At 67.6% G+C, this 22,991-nt stretch carries 18 protein-coding genes, 1 pseudogene and 1 CRISPR repeat array; of the genes and pseudogenes, 14 read left to right on the top strand and 5 right to left on the bottom strand.

The genetic code is table 11. The features are described from left to right. Positions 1–103: 103 nt before the first annotated feature. A CRISPR array of direct repeats spans positions 104–497; the repeat unit is 28 nt; unit sequence GGATCACCCCCGCGTGCGCGGGGAGCAG. Between the two features lie 672 nt (positions 498–1,169). Together ACWD6N_RS30605 and ACWD6N_RS30600 are read right to left on the bottom strand one after the other, a co-directional pair. Continuing rightward, positions 1,170–1,343: a hypothetical protein gene (locus tag ACWD6N_RS30605; RefSeq protein ID WP_450005649.1), complete on the bottom strand. Its 174-nt coding sequence runs from the start codon at positions 1,341–1,343 to the stop codon at positions 1,170–1,172. Continuing rightward, on the bottom strand, positions 1,340–1,558 hold the full coding sequence (locus ACWD6N_RS30600; RefSeq protein WP_450005647.1) for a flavin reductase: 219 nt from the start codon (positions 1,556–1,558) through the stop codon (positions 1,340–1,342). The genes ACWD6N_RS30605 and ACWD6N_RS30600 overlap by 4 nt, the downstream gene beginning before the upstream one ends. Before the next feature lie 484 nt (positions 1,559–2,042). On the opposite strand from ACWD6N_RS30600, the gene ACWD6N_RS30595 reads away from it, so the two are divergent. After that, positions 2,043–2,267: a winged helix-turn-helix domain-containing protein gene (locus ACWD6N_RS30595; RefSeq protein ID WP_450005645.1), complete on the top strand. Its 225-nt coding sequence runs from the start codon at positions 2,043–2,045 to the stop codon at positions 2,265–2,267. Between the two features lie 507 nt (positions 2,268–2,774). On the opposite strand, the gene ACWD6N_RS30590 is transcribed toward ACWD6N_RS30595, so the two are convergent. Continuing rightward, on the bottom strand, positions 2,775–3,464 hold the full coding sequence (locus ACWD6N_RS30590) for a hypothetical protein (RefSeq protein ID WP_450005643.1): 690 nt from the start codon (positions 3,462–3,464) through the stop codon (positions 2,775–2,777). A gap of 106 nt (positions 3,465–3,570) precedes the next feature. On the opposite strand from ACWD6N_RS30590, the gene ACWD6N_RS30585 reads away from it, so the two are divergent. The 7 genes from ACWD6N_RS30585 (at position 3,571) to ACWD6N_RS30555 (ending at position 10,245) form a co-directional block, all read left to right on the top strand. Next, positions 3,571–4,739, top strand: a protein-coding gene (locus ACWD6N_RS30585; RefSeq protein WP_450005651.1) for an IS3 family transposase whose coding sequence is annotated in 2 segments (ribosomal slippage) — positions 3,571–3,855 and positions 3,858–4,739 — 1,167 coding nt in all. Because the reading frame shifts where the segments join, the coding sequence is not laid out codon by codon here. Between the two features lie 61 nt (positions 4,740–4,800). After that, positions 4,801–5,115, top strand: a complete 315-nt coding sequence (locus ACWD6N_RS30580) for a hypothetical protein (protein WP_450005642.1) — start codon at positions 4,801–4,803, stop codon at positions 5,113–5,115. A 750-nt stretch (positions 5,116–5,865) separates the two neighbouring features. Next, a complete protein-coding gene (locus ACWD6N_RS30575; RefSeq protein WP_387331063.1) occupies positions 5,866–5,997 on the top strand; it encodes a hypothetical protein in 132 nt (43 codons plus the stop codon). A gap of 336 nt (positions 5,998–6,333) precedes the next feature. Then, positions 6,334–6,474 (top strand): hypothetical protein, encoded by a 141-nt coding sequence (locus ACWD6N_RS30570; RefSeq protein ID WP_387331066.1) that lies wholly within the window; start codon positions 6,334–6,336, stop codon positions 6,472–6,474. A 6-nt stretch (positions 6,475–6,480) separates the two neighbouring features. After that, positions 6,481–6,699 carry a hypothetical protein gene (locus ACWD6N_RS30565; protein WP_354968572.1) on the top strand — a complete coding sequence of 73 codons (219 nt, stop codon included), beginning with the start codon at positions 6,481–6,483 and terminating at the stop codon, positions 6,697–6,699. A 453-nt stretch (positions 6,700–7,152) separates the two neighbouring features. Continuing rightward, entirely contained in the window at positions 7,153–8,814 is a 1,662-nt protein-coding gene (locus ACWD6N_RS30560) for a M28 family metallopeptidase (protein ID WP_450005639.1), read from the top strand. A 678-nt stretch (positions 8,815–9,492) separates the two neighbouring features. Beyond that, positions 9,493–10,245, top strand: a complete 753-nt coding sequence (locus tag ACWD6N_RS30555) for an MBL fold metallo-hydrolase (RefSeq protein ID WP_354968574.1) — start codon at positions 9,493–9,495, stop codon at positions 10,243–10,245. Between the two features lie 35 nt (positions 10,246–10,280). Here ACWD6N_RS30555 and ACWD6N_RS30550 read toward each other — a convergent pair. Further along, positions 10,281–10,442 (bottom strand): annotated as a pseudogene (locus ACWD6N_RS30550) (IS6 family transposase); the annotation flags it as partial. Between the two features lie 167 nt (positions 10,443–10,609). On the opposite strand from ACWD6N_RS30550, the gene ACWD6N_RS30545 reads away from it, so the two are divergent. The 4 genes from ACWD6N_RS30545 to ACWD6N_RS30530 all read left to right on the top strand — a co-directional run bounded on the left by ACWD6N_RS30545 (position 10,610) and on the right by ACWD6N_RS30530 (position 15,687). After that, complete coding sequence (locus ACWD6N_RS30545; protein ID WP_450005636.1) at positions 10,610–10,744, top strand: hypothetical protein; 135 nt, start codon at positions 10,610–10,612, stop codon at positions 10,742–10,744. Positions 10,745–10,968: 224 nt separating this feature from the next. Further along, positions 10,969–11,271 carry a hypothetical protein gene (locus ACWD6N_RS30540; protein WP_450005634.1) on the top strand — a complete coding sequence of 101 codons (303 nt, stop codon included), beginning with the start codon at positions 10,969–10,971 and terminating at the stop codon, positions 11,269–11,271. Continuing rightward, the gene (locus tag ACWD6N_RS30535) at positions 11,268–12,908 is read left to right on the top strand and encodes an amidase (RefSeq protein ID WP_354968575.1); all 1,641 of its coding nucleotides are present in this window, start codon (positions 11,268–11,270) and stop codon (positions 12,906–12,908) included. Before ACWD6N_RS30540 ends, ACWD6N_RS30535 begins: the two co-directional genes overlap by 4 nt. Positions 12,909–13,098: 190 nt before the next feature. Next, entirely contained in the window at positions 13,099–15,687 is a 2,589-nt protein-coding gene (locus tag ACWD6N_RS30530; protein WP_387330474.1) for a M14 family metallopeptidase, read from the top strand. A gap of 243 nt (positions 15,688–15,930) precedes the next feature. On the opposite strand, the gene ACWD6N_RS30525 is transcribed toward ACWD6N_RS30530, so the two are convergent. Continuing rightward, positions 15,931–17,826, bottom strand: a complete 1,896-nt coding sequence (locus tag ACWD6N_RS30525; RefSeq protein WP_387330471.1) for a M14 family metallopeptidase — start codon at positions 17,824–17,826, stop codon at positions 15,931–15,933. Between the two features lie 493 nt (positions 17,827–18,319). Between ACWD6N_RS30525 and ACWD6N_RS30520 the strand changes: the two genes are divergently transcribed. Both ACWD6N_RS30520 and ACWD6N_RS30515 read left to right on the top strand, forming a co-directional pair. Beyond that, positions 18,320–19,369 carry an LD-carboxypeptidase gene (locus tag ACWD6N_RS30520; RefSeq protein ID WP_354968585.1) on the top strand — a complete coding sequence of 350 codons (1,050 nt, stop codon included), beginning with the start codon at positions 18,320–18,322 and terminating at the stop codon, positions 19,367–19,369. Positions 19,370–19,660: 291 nt separating this feature from the next. Then, positions 19,661–22,189, top strand: coding sequence for a LamG-like jellyroll fold domain-containing protein (locus ACWD6N_RS30515; RefSeq protein WP_387330469.1), 2,529 nt, complete (start codon positions 19,661–19,663; stop codon positions 22,187–22,189). Positions 22,190–22,991 lie beyond the last annotated feature (802 nt).

Raw genomic sequence — 22,991 nt, 5'->3', positions numbered from 1 at the left:
GCCGAACACGAGGCCCTACACGCGATGACCCAGCCGGTCACCGCAGCCCTGAAAACCAGCTAACCAACTCTCCATCAAACCCGGGGCTTGACAGTCACCTGGGGGATCACCCCCGCGTGCGCGGGGAGCAGCGCGCAGAACACCACCGACCCGGAGGCGTTCTGGGATCACCCCCGCGTGCGCGGGGAGCAGGACTGGACGGTGTCGCTGGAGTTCAACCAGGACGGATCACCCCCGCGTGCGCGGGGAGCAGCTGGCCGAGGTGGCCGAGGCGCCGCGCATCGCGGGATCACCCCCGCGTGCGCGGGGAGCAGACGCTGTCGGTCGGTAAGCGGGTGGCGGGGGCGGGATCACCCCCGCGTGCGCGGGGAGCAGCTGTCGCTGGGCGCTGTCGGCCTGCTCATGGCGGGATCACCCCCGCGTGCGCGGGGAGCAGCCAACCTCGGCAGGGTTCGCCGTCGGCGGCACGGGATCACCCCCGCGTGCGCGGGGAGCAGACTTCTTGACCTGCGGCGTTAGAGATCGACTTCGCGGTTTCTATTCACTAGGGTCCGCAAGATCGTCCCACTCGGTCTAGGTTCCGGTTGGCGTAGGGAGTGTGTAGAGGGCAAGCGGGCTCGGCTATAGCGTAGTCGGTGAGGCTCACGTGGATCGGCCGGCGGGCGTTGCCATTGACCAGCTGAGTAGAGGTGGGTTATGTGCCGGCGACCTAAGATGCGAGGCGCTGGACCGATGAACACCGCGGAGAACATCGAGGGCGCGGACAAACTGCGCAAGCAGCTTGAGTTCCTCGTCAACCGTCATTGAGGCGGTTTTCCGGCCGCCGATGACACAGGGCGCGACGGAGAGTGACGCCCGGCGAATGCAGTCGCATCTCGGCGTAGCCCAAATCGCGGGCGGTTGACGTCACCCCTGGGGTTGCCACCTTCGACGCTGCGAGTGACGCCAGAGATCAACTGAGAGCTGTCCGCTCTGCGTGATGGTGATGTTCTTGTGCTGGTCTCTTTGGGTAATTCGCTGAACAGTGATCTCCAAAATCCGCCCCTAAACCCCGATTGCCGGCGGGGCGGCCGGATCGGGTGTGGTGCGAGGCCATCCCGCCTGCTGGCGTGCGTCTCGGCCCGGTTCGGCTGGCACGGTTGCTGTACTTCACTGCTGTACTGCTGGCGTCAGAACAGCCGCTGGATGCGGACCTTCGGGCGCTCGTTTCTCAGGTGGCCGTGCTTGTGCTGGCGGACCTGCTCGTCCCAGACTTCCTGGTCGTAGTCGGGCTCCGGTGGGATCCATCGGTGGGAGCCGTCGCTGTAGTGGAACTTCTCGTCCCCGGGTCGCAGGATGCTCATCGGGTCCAGCCGAGGAAGCGGTGGTGCAGGTGGCCGGCGGGGACGTGGGCCAGGTCCTGGGTGGCGTCGACGAGTTGGGCGGCCAGGTAGAGGGCGAGCGACACCGGCGCGTGGTCGTACTCCGCTCGCAGCTCCCGCCGTCGGGTCTGGCAGGGCCAGTCGGCACCGCAGCCGCCGCAGGCCCAGGCCGGGGTGAGCGGAAGGTGTGTCGTCATCGCGGTGCATCCTGGCTCGGCCAGTGGCCGCGGTTGATCGGGATGGGATGACGGCTTCGGCAGGGCAGATCGCTTCCGCAGCGGCAGATGCGCCGCCAGTGCTGCCATGACCAAACGGGCCGGTGCCGGCGGGCGAGGGTCAGCGCCGCCGCCAAGACGTACTCGTCGTAGGACACGCGCCGCCGGCTGTTGTCCCGCCTCTGGTGGCAGCCGGCGTCCTGCACGTCATCTATCGTCGGACCAGTTGCATCGTTCGGCCTGTTCATCACGCCTCCCGCCGACGTCTGGGGTCCCGTGGGCACCCAGTCAGCCGTGTCCGGAGACAGGGCACCCACGGCAGGACGACCCGGCCGCCAAGCTGGGTAGCCCCAGAAGCAACTTAGGACGCAATGTGCGCAGGGTCAACAGCTGCAACACATAGCGTTGTAAGTCGAGCCCGCGATGTGGTCTGCTTGCACCAGCCGCCAAGCTGGGAGCACCACCTATGTCTGAAGCTGCCTACCTACAGGTCGCCCGGGATATCCGCGAGCAGGTCAGCTCCGGCGAGTTGAAGCCGGGCGACAAGCTGCCCTCGTTCGCCGCCCTCTGCGAGCACTACAAGGTCAGCAACACGGTGATCCGCGCCGCCATGCTCCTGCTCAAAGCCGAGGGGCTGCTCGACGGCCGGCAGGGCAAGGGCGTCTACGTCACCAACCCGCTTCCTCGGTAAGCCTGGGTCACCCTCCGAGGCGACGCCCCGCCTACAAGCCCTGTGCACCGGTCCGTCCGCGTCTGTGAATCGTCGCCAGCTCGAAGCAGTTGTCCGGCTCGTGCTGCCCCGCCTGCCATCAGTCCGATGCGGTTGCTGTCATCGCCGCAGTCAACCTCGCGGTCCATGGCAAGCCAAAAGGCTATCGACCGGCGTCTTGGAAAAGCTTCTCCGCGCGGTGCAGGTATGAGTAGTCGGCCGGATTGCCCAACGCAGTCCTACCGCCGTGCCGGGTCTGGCCTGTGGCGATGTTCACTGCCAACGACGAGAAGACCGCCAAAGGAACGGCCAACTCCTGCTGGGCGACTGCTCCGAAGCCAGCAGTACCAAGCGCCACGGTGACCGCGAGTGGGCGGGTCACCATGCTCAGCCTCCTCGCGCGTGCCGCAGCCCGGAGGTCGACCAGCGCGTTGGTCAGTTCTCGCTCTAGCAAGCGGAAGGCATCTTGCGGATGGCGGCCTGCTTGCTTCAGTTGATGCAGAACTCATCGACGGCAAGCAAAAGCCGTTGCCGCTCGGCGTCGTAGTCCGTCCTGAAGCGCACGAGATCCTTGGTCCGCACGTCCGCCCGTGGCACCGGAAAAAGTGGGCCCACGTCGACTTGCCAGCACGCCGTCACGTCATAGCCCGATGCCGGCTCGGTGCCGAGGCGGTGAGCAACATCGTGGTCGGTGTGCGGACGCAATCCGTCCCGGGCGGTACAGCCAAATCGGCTGTTGTGGTCGGCAGCGATTCGCCCGGCGATAAGGCTGACCACGATGTCGAGCAACGCCGGCGCGGCAACCAGCCGGGAAGGGCTTCCAGGGTGCGGGTACACCAGCTGTCGCCGCAACAGTTCCTTAACCACGCTCTCGTGCAGTTTGTCGACGTGAAGAGTGCCGTACTCGCCGATCGGCGGTTCAGCCGGCGGGAGAAGGTCGTCGCCCGCAACCTGCGTCAGCGCATGCTCGAGTTCCCGTTCGATCTCGCTCAGCTCATAGGGCCCGAACGCGACGTTAGCTTCGAGCGGCCGATAGAGGCCGGCGTCCCGAACCTCCCGCATGCGAGTGCTCAGCCGGTTCTCCCAGCCCGGAGCAACGACCGTCGCGAGATCGTCCCAATAGAGGATCGCCTGCTGAAGTACCGGTACGGGTGCGTTCGCGAACGGGTAGTACAGCATCCCAGCCATGCATCCTCCGAAGCAGCGCCTATGACGGTGGGTCTGCTGCACCGATAGGTGACATCTGAGATGGCTTGCCCTGGTGGCGGGCTGGAAGGATGTCGCTGTGCCCAAGCCCTACCCCCGTGAGTTCCGCGATGACGTCGTGCGGGTGGCCCGTGAACGTGACCCGGGTGTGACCGTCGAGCAGATCGCGAAGGACTTCGGAGTTCACCCGATGACGCTGTTCAAGTGGCTGCGCCAGGCTGACGTTGACGCGGGAGTCAAGCCGGGTGTCAGCGGCAGCGAGTCAGCCGAGCTGCGCGAGGCCCGCAAGCGGATCAAGCTCCTCGAACAGGAGAACGAAGTCCTGCGCCGGGCCGCGGCGTACTTGTCGCAGGCGCATCTGCCGGGAAAAGGCTCTACCCGCTCGTGAGCGAGCTGGCCGCCGACGGTATCCCCGTGGCGGTGACGTGCCGGGTATTGAAGATCGCTCGTCAGCCCTACTACCGGTGGCTCGCCCAGCCGGTCGGCGACGCTGAACTCGTTGCCGCTTACCGGGCGAACGCTTTGGTGGACGCCCACCGTGATGATCCGGAGTTCGGCTACCGGTTCCTGGTCGATGCCGCCCGCGACGCCGGACTGGCGATGGCGGAGCGGACTGCGTGGCGGATCTGCTCGGGTAACGGCTGGTGGAGCGCGTTCGGGAAGAAGAAGCGTCACGGCAAGGGCGGCAAGGTCGGCCCTCCGGTGCACGACGATCTCGTGCGCCGGGACTTCACCGCCGACGGCCCGAACCGGCTGTGGCTGGCCGACATCACTGAACATCGCACCGCCGAAGGCAAGCTCTACCTGTGCGCGATCAAGGACGTGTGGTCCAACCGGATCGTCGGCTACTCCATCGACTCACGCATGAAATCGAGGCTGGCCGTCAACGCCCTGCGCAACGCCGTAGCCCGCCGTAGTGACGTGACCGGCTGCGTGCTGCACACCGACCGCGGGTCGCAATTTCGAAGCCGGAAGCTCGTCCACGCCCTGCACCAGCATCACATGATCGGGTCGATGGGCAGAGTCGGCGCCGCCGGCGACAACGCCGCTATGGAATCGTTCTTCGGCCTGCTACAGAACAACGTCCTCGACCGCCGAACCTGGACGACCCGGCAGCAGCTGAGGACCGCGATCGTGACCTGGATCGAACGGACCTACCACCGCCGACGACGCCAACGATCCCTGTCCCGGTTGACCCCTCTCGAGTACGAGACCATCATGACCCCACCGGCCAGTCAGGCCGCGTGACTGAAACTGTCACCTATCGGTGCAGCAGACCCCGCACACGATCGGGTCTAAGGTGCCGCTTGTGCGTGAGCGACCGCTGAGCGAGGTAGTGCAGGGCCTAGGTCAACTTGATGGTGGAGTGATCTACGCGAGTAGGCCGTGGCTGGCCGACTCGTTGGCCCACGTGTACGACGACGAGCAGCCTGCCCGTCATCATGAGTACTTGCTTGAGGTGGATCTCGCCCGCGAGGTCGTAGAGGTGTGGTCGCTTTGGCGTGACGGACGACAACCGACAGCGTTGGAGGCCGTTGGAGCTGTCATCTATTACGCCGAGCACGATGCCTACCAGCCAGTGCCCGGCAGCAGCGTGGGAACGCTCGCCTGGGTGACTAACTGAGTGACGATCCGGGCGTACACGCCTGGACGCTGGTGGACGACGAAGGACGCGGACGCCAGCCTAAGACGAACGTTGGGGCAGGTTGACGGGTCCTGATCGTTGCCTGGGGGTCAAGGGGTCGTCGGTTCAAATCCGGCCGTCCCGACAGGATGAATCAGCAGGTCAGAGGGCTGGTCCGAACATCGGGCCGGCCTTGCTGGCTTCCTGGGGACCATGCCGGTCAAGTGCGCCGTCCGGAAGCTCTCCTTTGACCGCGGTCGAGCCACGGGCCAGCCCTGTTCCCTGCCGAGCTCTTCGCTTCGTCACGGCTGCCCGCAAAGCGGGCGCGCCGGCTCGGCCCCGGCCTGCTGGCGACCTCCAGCCGGAATCCGCCGGGCCGGCGGCCACGCTGGGACCACCGGGACCACGAGGGGAACTCCCCCCGAACCTCAACCCTCCTCGGAAATCAGCAGCCCCACCGGACGAGGCCAAGGTCGTGCCCGTTGCGTGCCCGTTGCTATGGGAGCCGAGGGTCAACAACGCGGCCCCGGCGGCATCCTGAAGCGGGCTCCTCCCTCCCCGGTTTGACGCGCGCTTCGGTAGGGAAATTTCGCGACACCTCAATGAAGGAGGCTGTATGGAGACGTCCGCTAGCGTCGGGCGCAGTTACCGACAGCCGACACGTCCATGCGTGGCGGTGTGTGCTGCAGCGCCAACCGCGAGGGGGCGAGCCTAATGGCTCGCGTCGGTCGCTACGGGATCCCAGGGTTCGTGTGGTTCCTGATTTGGCTCGTCGTTTGCATCTTGATCGTCATCCTGTTGGCGCTGCTCATTCACCACTTCGGAGGCGCCTCGCTTTCGCTCAAGATCGGCCACTTCTACCTGAACGTCGGGGTCACCTGACCTGCCAGATCGTCGACACTCCGGCACCGGCACCGCACCAGGTTTGTTAGCCGTCACCTTCGGTGACGGCTAACAGGCTTGGAAGTGGGCCGCCCCCGCTTTCATGGAGCTTTTTGATCATGGCCTGATGGCCGCGGGAGGAAGTCGTCCGTGGCAGTACCGAACGATTACCCCGACGAGCTACGCCAGCGCTCTGTGCGCTTGTACCGCGCGTCGGACCCGAAGTCGGTCATCCGGCGCCTGACCGAGCAGCTCGGCGTGCATCACGAGGCGTTGCGGAACGATCGGGCATGCTGAGGCCGACGCGGGTGAGCGTCATACCGGCCCACCGGCGTTATGAACACCGTGACCCGCTTGCGGTCTCGGCTGTCGGGCTCTCTCTACTGGCTGGCGGACCTGTGGGACTCGATCAACGAGGACGGCCGCGAGGACACGATCCGCTACATCGATTACATCGTGCGTCACCGCCACGACTGACCTGCGGTGCCCACGCGATCACCGTCGGGCGACGCCCCGGACGGCAGCGTCGAGAGCCCGGCCGGGAAGCTGCGCCAGCTGACGCTGGGCGAGCCGCGCGGCCGGGGCCGCCCACCTTGCGAGTGGGCGGGCCCGGCCGTCGCTCGCGCCAGCCTGCTGCCCGCCAGCCGGTGGGAATGGGCGCCGCGACTACACAGGGACCTGCCGGCGATCGCCCTCGCCTGAGCAGGCATCGCCTGCCCACCCGTCGACGCGGCACTGCTCGACGACTACCGCGGCCACCTCGCAAACCTGGGACACCTGCCCAGACCGTGAGCAGCCAGGGGCCGGTGGACCGCAGCGGCGGATACGGCCTCGGTCCAACGGCGCATCTTCTTCCGTCGCGGGTGAGGGCCGCGAACGCCTCGTTCTCCAGGTCGAGGTACTGGTCCTGGCCGACGTGGATCTCGACGTGGGTGCCGGCCGGGGCGGCGGCGATATTGGCGTTGCGGCTGGCGCCGAAGATGTGTTGGGCGAAGAACCGGGCCATTGGTTTCGATGAGTGCAGCCTCCTGGTGACCGCCACATGGGAGAGACGACAGGTAGTCGAGGGTTGTGGCCAACAGGGGGTTGCTGCCCAGGAGTTAGGAGGCAAGAGTCAGGAGGCAAGCGTCAGGAGGCAAGAGTCAGGAGGAGGAGATGCATCGAGTGCGTCTGGCGGCTACGGCCGCCATCATCGTTGCGTTCATTGGCGCGCCGCCGGCGGTTGCAGCACCGCCGGACGTTGATTCGACCCGGCTAGAGCAGCTGGTGACCGTGGAGGGCATCACCGAACATCAGCAGGCGCTGCAGAACATCGCCGACCTCAACGGCGGCACGCGCTACACGCGCACGCCGGGCTACACCGCGTCGGCGGCCTACGTGAAGGCCACGCTGGAGAAGGCCGGCTACGACGTCCGCTATGAGATGTTCAACATGCCGGAGTGGCGTGAGACCGCGGCGCCCGTGTTGCAGCAGGTCTCCCCGACGAGCAAGTCCTATGTCGCCGGTAGCGCCGCGGACGACGACTCGCCGTCGGTCGACTTCATCGCTTTCGAGCACTCGCCGACCACGTCGCTGACGAACGTCAAGGTCGTCCCGACGGACGACATCGTGATCACGAGCCCGGGCGGGACCACGTCGGGCTGTGAGATGTCGGACTTTCCGGCGGCGACGAACGGCTCGGTGTCGCTGATCCAGCGCGGCACGTGCGGGTTCACCCAGAAGCTGGACAACGCCGTGGAGGCGGGCGCCGTCGGGGTGATCCTCTTCAACGAGGGCGACACAGCGGGTCGCCGCAACGCGCTGTTCCGCTCGGCCTCGTCTGGGTACCCGCTGCCTGCGGTGTTGTCGAGCTTCGCCGTCGGTCAGGAGCTCTACAACGCGTACGAGGCGGGCCAGAACCCGACCGTCAACCTCACGACCAACGGTGTCGACGAGGAGAAGCTGTATCCGAACGTGGTTGCCGAGACCAAGCGCGGTGACGCGAACCACATGGTGCTGCTCGGCGCGCATCTGGATTCGGTGCCGGCGGGTCCAGGCGTCAACGACGACGGTTCGGGCACGGCGTTCCAGCTCGAGCTCGCCGAGCAGCTCGCCAAGGCGGGCACACCGCCGCGTAACAAGATCCGCTTCCTGTGGTTCGGCGGCGAGGAGGACGGCCTGGTCGGCTCGCAGTACTACGCCGCCCACCTCTCCGATGCCGAGGTCGCGCGTACGGACATGATGCTCGACACCGACATGATTGCCTCGCCGAACTTCGCGCGGCTCGTCTACGACGGCGACGGCTCGACGTTTGGGTCTGAGCTCGCCGGGCCCGCGGGCTCCGGCGTGATCGAGCGGGTGCTCACCGACTACTGGTCCGAGCGCGGGATGGCCAGCGAGACGATTCCGTTCGACGGCCGCTCGGACTACGTCGGCTTCATCAACCGCGGCATTCCTGCGGGTGGTGTGTTCGCCGGCGCCGAGGCGCACAAGACCGCTGAGCAGGTCGCCAAGTACGGTGGCGTCTTGGGCGAGCAGCTCGACCCCTGCTACCACGAGGACTGCGATACGTACTCGACGGTCACGGGGCAGCCGCCGGCCTCGACGATGGAGACGTACTCCACGAACCCGGTGCTCGCGCAGCAACAGGCAGACAGCCTCAACGGCAACGCACTGCGCTCGCTGGAGCAGTTCAAAAACACACTCGTGCACGCCGTCTGGTACTTCGCGCGCGTCAAGAACGCCTTCCCGTCGGAAACGATCGCGGTGAACGCCAAGAAGGCCGAGCGCAGCTACCAGTTCAAGCACCAGGGCCACGAGCGCATCGGCGACCGCTGAGCGGCTCGATAGATCGCTGCCCCGGCGTCCACGCCGGGGCAGCGTCGCGCTCTGCTGAGAATCGCGCGACGCTCACGCAGGTGCCGCGCCGCAGATGCGGGCACGAGCCGATTGCGCGGTAGCACGCGCGTGGTTACGGAAGTATTGCCGGGTGACCACGACCGAAGTAGCTCTCTAGGTAACCCGTCTCTCCAGTGCTTCAGGGTGAAGATCATCTGGGCACGATCCCTCTGCATCGAAAGTGGCGCTCTGTTAGCGCGGCGCGCGTCGCCTTCGGACCAGCGATGCCAGCAGCCACAGCATTCGGGACACCGCCAGAACAGGCCACGGTCGTCGTGGGGATTGCCGCCCCGTCTGACAAGTCGGCATCGCAATGTGGGCCGGTCTCACGTTTACGCATCGGGGCTCACCTTGGAAAGGGATGGCGTAAACATAGGGCCAGCTTTGGCTTAGTAGGCCTCCGGCGTACTGGTGGCCTCAGCGGTGTTTCAAGTGTCAGAGAACGTTCGGTGGTCACCGCGAGATCGAGGCTAGCGGCGGGGACTCAGTTGGGCGTTGGCCCGAACCGACGAGGATCCGCACCTTCCGAACTGACAGTGCGGATTCGGCGCCTGTCATCCACTCCACTCTCGAAGGCCCAGGCCGGATAAATAGCTGGCGGTCTGGCATCCTGTGCGGATGCGACAGGTCACCGTGCTTGGCAGTTCTGGTGCCTTTCCCGAGCCCGGCCGTGCCTGTAGCGGTTTCGCCGTGGACTGGGACGGCTACCGCTTGGTGCTTGACCTTGGCTACGCCACGCTGCCGCGGCTGCTCGGGCACTGGCCAGATGGTGCAGTGCACGCTGTCGTCATCACCCATGAGCACCCCGATCACTGCATCGACCTGCACGGGCTGTTCCGGATGCGGTTCTACGGTGACTTCGATGGACCACGGCTGCCGTTGTACTGCCCGCCAGGCGTGCTCGACCGGATCAGCGGCCTGGAGCCGGACGTCGACTTACACGCAGTCTTCGACATGCATCCGCTGCCCGGCAACTACCGGGTGGGGCCGTTCGACCTGACCGGACTGTCACTCCCGCACTACGTGTCAAACGCAGGCATCCGCATACAAGCTGACGGGATAGCGTTGGCCTACTCTGGAGACACCGGCCCGACCCCCGTGCTGGCCAAACTCGGCCGCGACGCCGACTTGTTCATCGTCGAGGCCACCGACCGCGACGGCGAGACCAACCGGCCCACACGCAATCTAATGACCTCCACCGAGGCCGGTCACTGGGCTCGCAGGGCGGGCGCCCGCCGACTGATGCTCACCCACTTTTGGCCAGGCAATGACCGGGCAGTCGCAGTGGCCGCCGCGCAGCTGGAGTTCGAGGGTGCTGTGCTGGCGGCCGAAGAAGACCTCACCGTCATACTCGGGACACCAGATCGCTGACCGCCCCTCGTCACGGCGTGCCCGGGTGTTCGTTGCGCTTGGGCGAATTCGGTGAACGCGGCGGCGACTTTCGTGGTCGGCGGGGTGTCGATGGCGAGTTCGTAGTGTCCTTGGCGGAGGTTCTGCATGAACGCGTGTCCGGCGATGATCACCTGCGCTGTCTTGTCCGTTCGTAGTCCGCGCATCGGTCTTAACCGATGAAGCGCAGATACCAGCGGACCGCGACGACGATCACCTCCGGCGGGAACCGGAACCCGGCGAACGCCGACTTCGGAGGCAGCAACGGGTCAGGTCGGGTCGATGACTTCACTGCTCAAGTCTGCCTCGATCTTGGCAACGCTCAACGCAACGGAGCCGCCTCGTCATGGCGGTGATGAGCAACGGCATGCAGCTGATGGGCGTCGACCAGTCGATGCAGTCGGTGGTGAAGGGGCTCGTCCTGCTCGTCGCCGTGGCGTTCGACGTCTACAACAAGCGGCTCGCCGACACGTCCCGCTGACGGTCCACCCCGTACGCTCACCGACCCCGTCACCGGCCCTTGCGGGCCGGTGACGGGCTGCCGTGCGCGGCCACCGGAACGAGCACGCGGATCACGACGCTGGGCGCTGGTGATCGGCAAACTCAAATGTTGCGCAACTTGTGCCCACAGCGGGCTGTCGCGAATGGCGCCCGGCCTACGGTCAGTCCACCTCGACCGGATCACACGACATCCCTGGGAGTGTCATGGCACCTACTCCGCCGACGGACGCTGAGCTGAACGTTCTGATCCGCGCCCGGCTCGCCGCGCTCGGCATCGACCTCGACCAACTTCCGCCCGGGACCACCCCCGACCCCGAGACCGGCTCGCCCGGCCGGGACTCCGTGCTCGCCTCCCTGCGCTCCTTCGTGCGGGGCACCGTGGCGACGCTCGCCGCATACCAGCTACCCGCACCCGTTGGCACCAATCCCGAGGTCGCGAACGCGCTGTCGCAGCAGCACGTGCCGGTCCTATACCCCTCCAACAGCACGGAATGGCGGAAGGCATGACGTCCGAACCGTTCGATCGTACGGTCGACCGCCGGGCATTTCTGGCCCGCGCTGCCGCGCTGGCCACCGCCTCAACCGTGGGCGCCACCGTCGGACTGCCCTCGGTGGCGCTGGCGAGCAGCAGCCTGTCCACCAACACCGGGCCGGGAACGAGGAGACGGCCACTGGACCAGCCCAACGCCTACACCGAGCCCCGGCCGGCGGCACTGGCCGAGCCGACCGAGCTGACCATCGCCGAGGCAGCCTGGCTCATCCGCGCCGGCAGCCTCACCCCGGAGCAGTTGGTCGAGGCGTACCTGGCCCGCATCTCCCGGTACGACGGCAGCTACCAGGCGTTCAACCTGGTGCTCGCCGACGCCGCCATCGCGGCGGCGAGAGCTGCCGCACGCCGGCCCCGAGACGGCGTGCTGCACGGCATCCCGTTGGCCATCAAGGACAACTACTACACCGAAGGAGTCCCCACCACCGCCAACTCCTTCCTGTTCCAGGACTTCGTGCCGCCGTACGACGCGACCGCGGTGGCCCGGCTGAAGGCAAGCGGTGCGATCGTGCTCGGCAAAACCCAGATGGGCCCGCTGGCGACCACCCGCGCCACCACGCCAGCCGGTGTGATCACCACGGTGAACGCCTGGGCGCCCACCAACCGCGGCATCGACCCGGGCGGATCGTCCACCGGCACCGCCACCGCGGTCGCCGGCCGGATGGCCACCTCCGGCATCGGCACGCAGACCGGCGGCTCGATCACCGCCCCGTCCAACGCGCAGAACCTGACCGGCCTCAAGCCGACCATGGGCCGGGTCTCGGCGGCCGGCATCATCCCGCTCACCTACACCCGCGACCATCCGGGACCGCTGGCTCGGGACGCCAAGGACGCCGCGATTATGCTGACCGCGATGGCCGGCGAGGACTCCATGGACCCGCGCAGCCAGGGCCTGCCCCAGGTGCCCGACCTGATCGACGCGGCCAGCCCGGTCTATCACCGCCGCCGCGTCAAGCTGCGCTGGAACACCCGGATCGGGGTGCTGCCGGGCTTCGCCAACGGCACCTCGCCCACCGCACTGGCCCGTGCGGCGTACCTGGCGCAGCTCGCCGCGATCCCTGGCGCCACCCTGGTGGACGTGCCGCTGCCGGACGAGTGGAGCCTGTTGACCGGCAGCACCTTCAACAACGCCCGGCTGCCCGAGCGCACCGAGCCGTTCATGCCCTACCTGCGCACCGACCTGCGCGGCTTCGGGGTGTCGGTGACCAGCTGGCTGCAGGGAGCGCTGCTGGGTGGCAACGAGTTCATCACCACTCAGCGGGCCAAGCTGCTGCTGCTGGACCGGGTGCTCAACGAGCTCTTCGACGGCTGCGACGTGGTCGTGCAGACCGACCCGGTGCCCTTCGACATCCTGGGCCTGCCCGAGATCGCCTTCCCGATCGGGGCCACCGCCGCCGGGCTGCCGATCGGCACCATCCTGGGCGGCCTCCCGTACGCCGAGGACCGGCTGTTGTCTGTGGTGGCCGCCTACCAGGCGGTGACGGACTGGCATCTGCGGCGGCCGGCCGACCCGCCGACCGACGCCGGCGCGCGTGGTGCGGCTCCGGCCCAAGTGCTCCGCCTGACGGCTGAGGAGGTCGCCGAGCTCAGCCAGTAACGTGCGAACGGCGGGCAGTCGATGCCCGCCGTTCGTTTGTCCTCATTGCGGGTGGCGAGGCTCAAGATTTCCTCAATTGCCACCCTGAGCGCTCCAGACATCGATCGAAGCCTGTTGAATCAAGCCATCCGAGTTGGCGCGGCCGCCCCTGCCGGACCCTTTTCCGTCCTGTACTGCGAAGGGGTATCAGGTGAAACGAAGAGTCTCTCGGGCGGCGCTGCCGGTCGTATGCGCGCTGGCTCTGGTCGGTACGCCGGTGTTGACGTCGGCGACCACCGCTACCGCCTCGAACCGGGTACCGAAGCCGGAGTCGGTGATCGGCTGGGCGCCGTGTACCGACTACAAGCTGGCCACCTACGAGCAGATCGCCGACTACTACCGCAAGCTCGACAAGGCCAGCGACCGGATGAAGCTGGTGGAGATCGGCAAGACCAGCGAGGGACGGCCGCAGCTGATGGCCATCGTCTCGTCGGAGAAGAACCTCAAGGACGCGAACCTCAAGCGCTACCGGGAGACCTCGGTACGCCTCTCGCAGGGCGACTCGCTCTCCGAGTCGGAGGCGCGAACGCTGGCGAAGGGCGGCAAGGCCATCGCCTGGGTCGACTTCGGCATCCACTCCACCGAGGTGGCCGGGCACCAGACCGCCCCGCAGTTCGCGTACGATCTGGTGACCAGCGAGACGTCCGAGGCGCGAGAGATCCGGGACAACCTCATCACCCTGCTGGTGCCGAACGTGAACCCGGACGGCGGAACGAAGGTCGCCGAGTGGTACCGGCAGAACCTGGGCGGGCCCTACCAGGACGCCGGCTATCCCGAGCTGTACCAGAAGTACGCCGGACACGACAACAACCGTGACTGGTACATGTTCAACCTGCAGGAGACGCAGAACGTCGGGCGCCAACTGTTCCACGAGTGGATCCCGCAGGTCATGCACAACGTCCACCAGTCCGCGGTCTTCCCCGCCCGGATCAGCATCCCGCCGTACGAGGACCCGCTGAACCCGAACATCCACCCCCAGGTGGTCCGGGGCGTCAACATCGTCGGTGACGCGATGGGCCAGCGGCTGGAACGCGAGGGCAAGGGCGGCGCGCTGGCCCGCCAGTCGTACGACATCTGGTGGAACGGCGGCGCGCGGACCGCGCCGTACTACCACAACCAGATCGGCATCCTGACCGAGACCGCGCACGCCTCGGCGACGCCGCGGGTCTACGACCCGGCGACCTTCCCGAAGACCTTCGCGGACGGCACCTCCACCAGCGAGCCCTCGGTCTTCTACCCGAGCCCCTGGAAGGGCGGCGAGTGGCACCTGTCGCAGAGCTGCGACTACATCAAGACCGCCTCGTGGGCGATGCTGCGCGTGGCCAGTGACGACCGCGAGGCCCTGCTCTACGGCTCGGCGCAGATGGCCCGGGAGGGGGGGCGCAACGGCGCCGGAACCACCTACGTGATCCCCGCGGATCAGGCGGACTTCCCGACTGCCACGAAGCTGGTGGACAAGCTGCGCTGGAACAACATCCGGGTCGAGCGCGCGGTGAAGCCGTTCACGGTGGGCGACCGCAGGTACCCGGCCGGCAGCTACCTCGTCCGGGAGGCGCAGCCGTACCGGGCGGCGGTGCTGGACCTGCTCAACCCGCAGGTCTACCCGGATCGCCGGCTCTACCCCGGCGGCCCGCTCGAGCCGCCGTACGACATCACCGGATACACGCTCTCGTTCCAGATGGGCGTCACCGTCAACAAGCTCGATCAGGCCGTGCGGGCCGAGACCGTCGCGGTCGACTGGCCGACGGTGCCGACCGGCGCGGTGGCCGGTGCGCCGAAGTACGCGTACGCCCTCGACCCCCGGGTCAACGACAGCTCGGCCGCCGTGAACGCCCTGCTCGCGGCGGGGGACAAGGTCTTCCACAGCAGCGCTGAGGTGACCACCCGCACTGGCAAGCTGCCGGCTGGCACGTTCCTGGTCACACCGCGTCCGGGCACCGACGCGCGGGTGACGCGGCTCGCCACCCAGTTCGGGCTCAGCATCGCCGCGGTGGACGCGAAGCCGGCGAAGGTGACCGAACTCGTCGCGCCTCGGATCGGACTGTACGACGGCTTCAACAACTACGACGAGGGTTGGACCCGGCTGATCCTGGACCAGTTCGGCTTTCAGTACGAGAAGCTGACGAACGCGTCGGTCCGGGCCGGTGATTTGCGGGCGAAGTTCGACACGATCGTGCTGCCCGACGCCACCTACAACTCGATGCGCAACGGCCGGGCGGCCGGCTCGCTGCCGCCGCAGTACACCGGCGGAATGACCGATGCGGGTGTGGCCAACCTGAAGGCGTTCGTCGAGGCGGGCGGCACGGTGGTGACCCTGAACAAGGCCGCCCAACTGCCGATCAAGGCGTTCGGCGTACCGGTCAAGGACGTCACCGAAGGGGTACCGGAGACCACCTACAACATCCCGGGGTCGGTGCTGAACCTCAACCTCGACGCCAGTGACCCGGTCGCCGCCGGGTTCGGCCCGAACGCGTCGGCGTTCGTCGCCAACGGCCCGGCGTTCGAGGTCGACGAGGGCGCCGAGGGTGTCACGGTGGCGGCCACCTGGCCGAAGACCAAGCTGCTGAAGAGCGGCTTCCTCCTCGGCGAGGACGTCATCGGCGGCAAGGCGGCCGTGGTGACCGCGAAGGTGGGCGACGGCCAGGTGGTGATGATCGGCTTCAAGCCGCAGCACCGGGCCCAGTCGCACGGCACCTACCGGCTGCTGTTCAACGCGATGTACCTGGGGGGTCAGCGCTGACCTGACGTGGGTCGTGGTGGCCGAGCGCACTCCTGCGCTCGGCCACCGCACGCGCGTAGGACGATCGTCCCGCGTCCACGATCAGTCCCTGCCGAGCAGCCCAGTGCACCGAAGTCGTCCACCGCGCGGCTGCGCTCCTCATCGACTCGCAGAAGACCGACCGGATCCTCTCGTCGCCGCCTTCGGAGAGCCGACATGGCGAGGTCCCCGCCCCACACTGCGGGACGGGGACCTCTCGAGCGATCAGTTCAGCCGTGCCGACGCGGAGTCCAGGCCTCCCCGGACGCTGACAGCCTTCACCGTGATGGTGTCGGTGGCGGCCTTGACGACCCGCAGGCGGACCTTCTGCCGGTCACCGCCGTCCAGATAGAACTGGGGTGCGGTTCCGACGGCGCGCGCGCCCTCCACCTTCACGGTGTCCGGAGCGACGATCTTGATTTCCTTCGCCTGCTCGAGAGCGGTCGGGATGCGGCCGGTGTTCCGGACCGAAGCCGTGATCTCGTGCGTCGCTCCGTCACCCTGAGCGCCCTTGAGCTTCTTGACCTTCACGTCACTGAGGTCGACCTGGGGCAGGGACTCGGTCAAATACAGGTTGAACCGTGCCTGGTTGGTGGCCCACCCGCCGATCAGATCGGCCGAAGGGTTCTGCGACCAGAACTTCGGGTTGATGCCGCCGATCTCGACCGCCCCCAGCGTCGGGTGCTCCACCTTCGTCCACGGCAGGAAGCAGTTCGTCCGCCCGTTCTCGGCGCACCACCGCGACCGCTCCCAGTCGGCGTACCTGCCGTCCTTGTCGTAGTCGGTGAAGTCACCACCGTTCCAGATCTCGTCGCCGTACCAGATGGCGCCGTACTGGAAGTAGCCGAAGTCGGGGCCGTGCCCGAACAGCGGCGTCGGCTGGCCACCGTTGCGGGTGGCGTAGTCGATGTAGACGCTGCCGGCATGCCGATAGCCGGTGAACGAGACCCCCGCCTTGTCGAAGTGCTCGTAGAGCTTGCGGTCGGTCGAGTACATGCACTCGACGGGGTCGCAGGTCGAGGGCCCCCGCAGATGCATGGGCACCCGGGTGTCCATGCTGTTGACGGCGCCGATGTTGGTGTGCGACATCAGCCAGGTGTAGACGTGCCGGGTCTCCGGCTCGGACAACGGGTACTCGCCGGCGCCGCCCTGGGTCAGGTTCCGGTCGGTGGCGTCGTCCTCCGGCATGACGTGCCAGTTGTACGGGTAGTTGCGGTGCAGGTCCAGGCCGCCGACCCCATCCTCGTCGTAGCGACCGTCGCCGTCGTTGTCCGTACCCTCGGAGAACATCAGGTAGTCGCCCTTGCCCGCGCCGACGTTGAGCATGGCGTTCCCGGCCGGGTCCCGCTCGTCGACGACGTGCGTCCCCTTGCCGGCGCCGACGTACTGGCGCATCTGGCTCAGGTACCCGTCACCGTTGAGGTCCTCACCCGGATCCTCGTCGCGCTTGCCGTCCCCGTCGTTGTCGTACGGCCGCACCGTCGACCGGTTGGTCTGGGCGGTGTACAGGTACATGTCGTGCCCGTCCGGGTTGTTGACCGGACGGATGTACACGGTCTTGTCGTCGAGCAGCTTGTCGACCTTCTGGTCGCGGCCGGCCTGCGTGATGAGGTGGTGCGCCAGCCACAGCGAGCTCTCGGCCGACGAGACCTCGCCGGAGTGCCGGTTTCCCTCGAAGTAGGCCGCCGGCTTGTCGGTGTCCGCGCCGGTGGACTTGTCCGTGATGGTCACCTGGTAGATCGGCTGGCCGCTGAAGCTCTCCCCGACGATGTGCAGGTCGACGATGTCGGGACGTTCGTGTGCCCACTTCCGCAGCCACCATTGGATTTCGATGCCGGTGTGGTAGTGGTCGAAGTCCATCTGGCCGGGGTTCTTCGGCTGCACCTGGTCGTACTTGACGACCTTGAACGTGCTTTCGCCGTCTCGTTGGCCGGCGATGGTGATGGTGGGGGACGTGGGGGTCACGCTGCCGGGGAACGGCCCCGGATCCTGCGGCGGCTGCAGGCCGACGGTGTAGGTGGGGGTCGAGGAGAGGGCCGCGCCGTCGAGGAGGTCCGCGCGGTCCGACCCCCAGAGGGGCGTGGCGCCGAGGACGAGGGCCCCCGCTGCCAGGGCCGCCACCATGAAGAGCGGGCGCGGGCGTCGGCGGAGGTGCTCTCTCCCCAGCGACCGCTGAACGGCGGCGGAGTGAGAGGAGGCTGGTGACTGACCGGATGAGGGCTGTCGAACGTCGGAACCCAAGGCAAATCTCCCGTGTCACGTGGTGCTTGCCCGCGCGTAGGCAGGGGCAGCTACGTTCTGTGAGGGTTGCAACCCACTGGGTACTCGAGTTGCGATCACCGTAATCGGCCGGCGCATAGATGTAAATGCCTGCATGCCGTTGGCTCCTTACCTCCGGCGGCATCGGAGCAGCGTGACGGCGGCTGTCCCATCCAGGGTGAGGGCACCGTCCGGGGCGAGTTGGCACCGGGTTGGCACCCGTCCGGTTGAAGGTGGCACCCCGTACGGCTCGCCCGTTGACGCCCGGGCAACACAGCGACGGTAAATCCAGGCCAACGCGGTGACCCGCCCCAAATGGGATGCGCACGAACTGGCGCACCTGTTGGATCTCGGCATGAAGCATGATCCTATTCGTCCTCAAAAGGCACGCCCAGGGGACCACATCGCAGTCCTCTCGCCGTCCTTCGCTGCAGCAGGTGCCTATCCCGAAGTCCACGAGCAGGCCATGCGACGGCTTGCTGACGTGACCGGCCTCGTTCCGGTCGAATACCCAACCACCCGCAAGGTAGGTGCGACCGCGGCGGCGCGCGCGGCGGACATCAACGCCGCCTTCGCAGATCCCGAGGTGCGCGGCATTCTCGCCGTCGTCGGAGGCGAGGACCAGATCACGGTCATCCCGCATCTGGACGCCGACCTCGCCCGAGCCGATCCGAAGCCGTTCCTGGGCACCAGCGACAACACCAACGTGCACCACTGGCTCTGGGGCCTTGGCATCGCCAGCTATTACGGCGGATCCTCTCAGGTGCACCTTGGCCCCGGGCCGGCCGTAGACGACATCCACGCCCGGTCGCTGCGAGCGGCGCTACTCAGCGGGGAGCGGCTGGAGATCACCGATCCGGGCGAGTCCGAAGATGTCGGAATTGATTGGGCCAATCCGCAAGCGTTGGAATCCTTCGGAGAACGCGAACCGACGGAGCCGTGGAGCTGGTACGGGCCGCGCCGCGCGGTCACCGGCACCACCTGGGGCGGCTGCCTGGAAGTCATCCAGTGGATCCTGACGGCGGGACGCTTCCCATTTCCCCCGGAGATTCTGCAGGGCGGGGTGCTGATCATCGAGACGTCGGAAGAACTCCTCCCTGCGCGCGATGTCAGCTTCATCGTCCGCTCACTCGGTGAACGCGGCATCCTCAGCGCCGTCGACGCGGTCCTGCTCGCCCGTCCGCCGGTCTCCGACCACACCCGCCGGCCCGTTGCCGCGGATCGGGCACGGCTACGCGAGCAGCAGCGCGACACGGTCGTCGACGTCGTGGCGCGCTACAACCCGGAGGCAGTCGTCTGCGTCGGCATCCCCTTCGGCCACACCCGACCGCAATGGATCCTTCCCCACGGCGGAGCCATCACCGTTGATGGCGTGGAACGTCGAATTTTCGCCGACTATCGATAGGACCCTCCAATGAGCCCGGCGGCCGAGTTCCCCGCCCGACCCGTCAGCGCCAGGGTTGCCCGCTGTTCGAGCGTGTTCGGTGGTGGCCGAATCGGCTCAGTCTTGTCGATATCTATTGACATCACTGTCAGAACAACGTTGGAATGGGTTCAGCCCGTGACCTGCGCGTGGTGGGATCCGGCAGCGGGCACGTCCCGCCCCGGGAACATCGACCAGTGACCCGACCGCCCACCCTCGGAGCGCACCACGGGCAGCCGCCGCCCCCGTCCGCACTCCCGAAGGGCCGACCGCATGACCCGACGCGCCTCCAGCCGACGCTGGCCATTCCTCGCCTTCGCCACCGCGGCCGTCCTGGTCGCGACCACAGCGCCGACCGCCGCGACCGCCGCGCCCCAACCCGACGCCGACACCGGTTGGACGAAGGGAACACCGCCGCTCTCCACGCCGTGGACGGATGACGTCTCACCCACCAACGCGCTGCCCGAATATCCGCGGCCGCAGCTGACCCGGTCCCGCTGGCAGAACCTCAACGGCGTGTGGGAGTTCGCCGGTGCGGCCGCCGGCGAGGCTCCGCCGGTCGGCGAGCAGCTGGCCGAGCGGGTGTTGGTGCCCTACCCCATCGAATCGGCCCTCTCCGGCATCCAACGGCACGAGGACCGGATGTGGTACCGCCGGACCTTCACCGTGCCCAAGCAGTGGCAGGTCGGCCGGGGCCAGCGTCTGGTGCTGCACTTCGGCGCGGTCGACTACGACTCGAAGGTGTGGGTCAACGGCCACCAGGTGGCGACGCACCGGGGCGGCTACGACGGCTTCGACGCCGATGTCACCGACGCACTGCGGCCCGGCGGGCAGCAGGAGCTGATCGTCTGGGCCGAGGACCTGACCGACGCGTCGTTCCAGCCGATCGGCAAGCAGCGCCGGGTCGGCGACCGGGGCATCTTCTACCAGGGCAGTTCCGGCATCTGGCAGACGGTCTGGATGGAGCCCGTCTCGGCCACGGGCGCCATCGACTCGCTGAACCTGACGCCCGACCTGGGCGACAAGTCCCTGCGGTTGCGCGCGAACCCCACATCCGGGGCCGAGGGCCTCACCGTCGAGGCCGTGGCGTACGACGGACGCAAGGCCGTCGCGCGCGTCTCCGGTCCGGCCGGGACCGACCTGACGATACCCATCGCCAAGCCCAAGCTGTGGTCACCCGACTCGCCCTTCCTCTACGACCTCCGGGTACGCCTGTTCGACGGCCGCAAGCGGGTCGACGAGGTCGGCTCCTACTTCGGGATGCGCGAGATCGGCAAGGCGAAGGGCGCCGACGGCAAGCTTCGCATGACGTTGAACGGCAAGATCCTGTTCCACATGTCCACCCTCGACCAGGGCTTCTGGCCGGACGGGCTGAACACCTCACCGACGGACGAGGCGTTGCGCTTCGACCTGGAGCAGCACAAGGTGCTCGGCTTCAACACCGTCCGCAAGCACATCAAGGTCGAGCCCGGCCGCTGGTACTACTGGGCGGACCGGCTGGGGCTGATGGTGTGGCAGGACATGCCCGCGACGAAGCCCGGCCGCCCGCCGGTCGAGTGGCAGCGGCAGTGGGAATCCGAGCTCGGCGAGATGATCCGGGAACACGCCGCCCATCCGTCGATCGTGGTGTGGGTGCCGTTCAACGAGGGCTGGGGTGAGTGGGACCGGGGCGCCACCGGCCGCATCGCCGACTCGGTGAAGCAGCAGGACCCGACCCGGCTCGTCAACGCGCACAGCGGCGTGAACTGCTGCGACTCCCTCGGTGACTCCGGACGCGGGGACATCATCGACCACCACCAGTACCTCGGTCCGGCGTCGCCACTGCCCACCGCCGACCGGGTGGCCGTCGACGGAGAGCACGGCGGAATGGGCCTCGAGGTCGACGGTCACATGTGGTTCGGCGAGGGCGGCGCGTACTGGATGGCGCCGGACTCCGAAACGCTGACCCGACGGTACGTGGAGAACCAGCGCGACCTGCTGCGCATAGCGAACACCTGCGGGGTCTCGGCCGGCGTCTACACCCAGATCACCGACGTCGAGCACGAGGTCAATGGCTTCTTCACCTACGACCGGCGCGTCGAGAAGATGGACTTCGACCAGGTGCGCGCGGTGAACGAGGCGGTCATCCGCTCGGCCGACGGTACCGGCGCAAACGTTCCTCCGCCGCCGCCCGGCACGCCCGGCCTCACCGGAGTCGGCTACTGGCCGCTGGACGAGAATGCCGGCGACACGGCCAACGACGAGGCGGGCAACAATGACGGCCGGCTGGTCGCCGGGCCCACCTGGACGGCCGGCAAGACGGGTTCGGGCCTGCTGTTCAACGGCAGCAACCAGTACGTCGACACCGGCAGGACCATCCTCGACACCACCGCCAGCTACTCGGCCTCGGCGTGGGTGCGGCTCGACAGCGCGGGTGGCGCCTTCCAGACGGTGGTGAGCCAGGACGGCGCCTCGAACAGCGCCTTCTACCTGCAGTACTCGGGCGCTGACCGGCGGTTCGCGATGAGCTTCGCCGGGGTGCGGGCCCTCGCGCCGACCACCCCGGCCGCGGGGCAGTGGTACCACCTCGTCGGTGTCCGGGACGCGGCGACGGGCCAGCTGCGCCTCTACATCGACGGGCAACTCGCCGGGCAGGCGAGCGCCTGCCTCGGCGACGGTTCCACCGGGCCCCTGGTCATCGGCCGCGGCAAGTTCGGCGGCAACCCCGTCGACTACTTCGACGGCACGATCGACCAGGTGCACGTCTACGACCGTGCGCTGAGCGCCGCCGAGGTGACGGCGCTCTACGAGTCCGGCAAGTAGCACCGCGGGTTTCCCGGGAGGGGGCGACGGCGCCCCCTCCCGGCCCGTGCCGGCGAACGGGCGGAAAGGACCATCCCGACGAGGACGCCGCCGCCGACGGCGATCTGCGGATCGGGTACGCCTCGAACCGATCACCCGGTGAGGCGCCCACTCTGAGCACCGCTTTTTTCGATGCCTACCTGGGCCATTAGGTATTCGGCAGGGGCAGGGTGCAGACCTGTCGGCGTGAGTTGCTGGACCGCGCGTTGATCTGGGAGCCAGCGCCGCCTTTGCCGAGCCCTGCGGGAGTTCCAGCGGTTCTACAACTCCCATCGGCCGCATCAGGGCATCGCGAACGCCCGACCGCTGCACGCCTTGCCTCGGGCGATCACCGATCCAGGCCAGATCGCCCGCCTCGACATACGTAGGCGTGAACGCCTACGCGGCATCCTTCACGAGTACGAACATGCCGCCTGACCTGGGCGCACGAGGCTTCCGGCAAGGGCAGGGTCAGGCGGGTCGGGCGCGGGGCCACGAAAGACTGAGGGCCAGCAGACGCGCAACCTGCGGACCCTTCATCTGCCAGTTCGGACGTCGCCAGTCCGCTTCCCGGTGAGCGTCTGTTGGAACAGGTCCCCGCACATGATGTCGATCGTGCCGGCGACGACCGGTGACGGTGCGCCTTGTGTAGCGGCGGCGGGGCTCGCCTTTCAGTAGCCACCGGACCGAGCGCCGAACTGAACATGGCTAGCCCGCGACGCGGGCCAGCCGTGCCACGATCACCCGAAATCGGCACCCAGGATCCACGTCAATTTTACAGTCA

The sequence above is a fragment of the Micromonospora sp. NPDC005163 genome (assembly GCF_053599835.1).
Note: the sequence above shows the minus strand (reverse complement) of the source record. Positions and strands in the feature narration are given on the sequence as shown.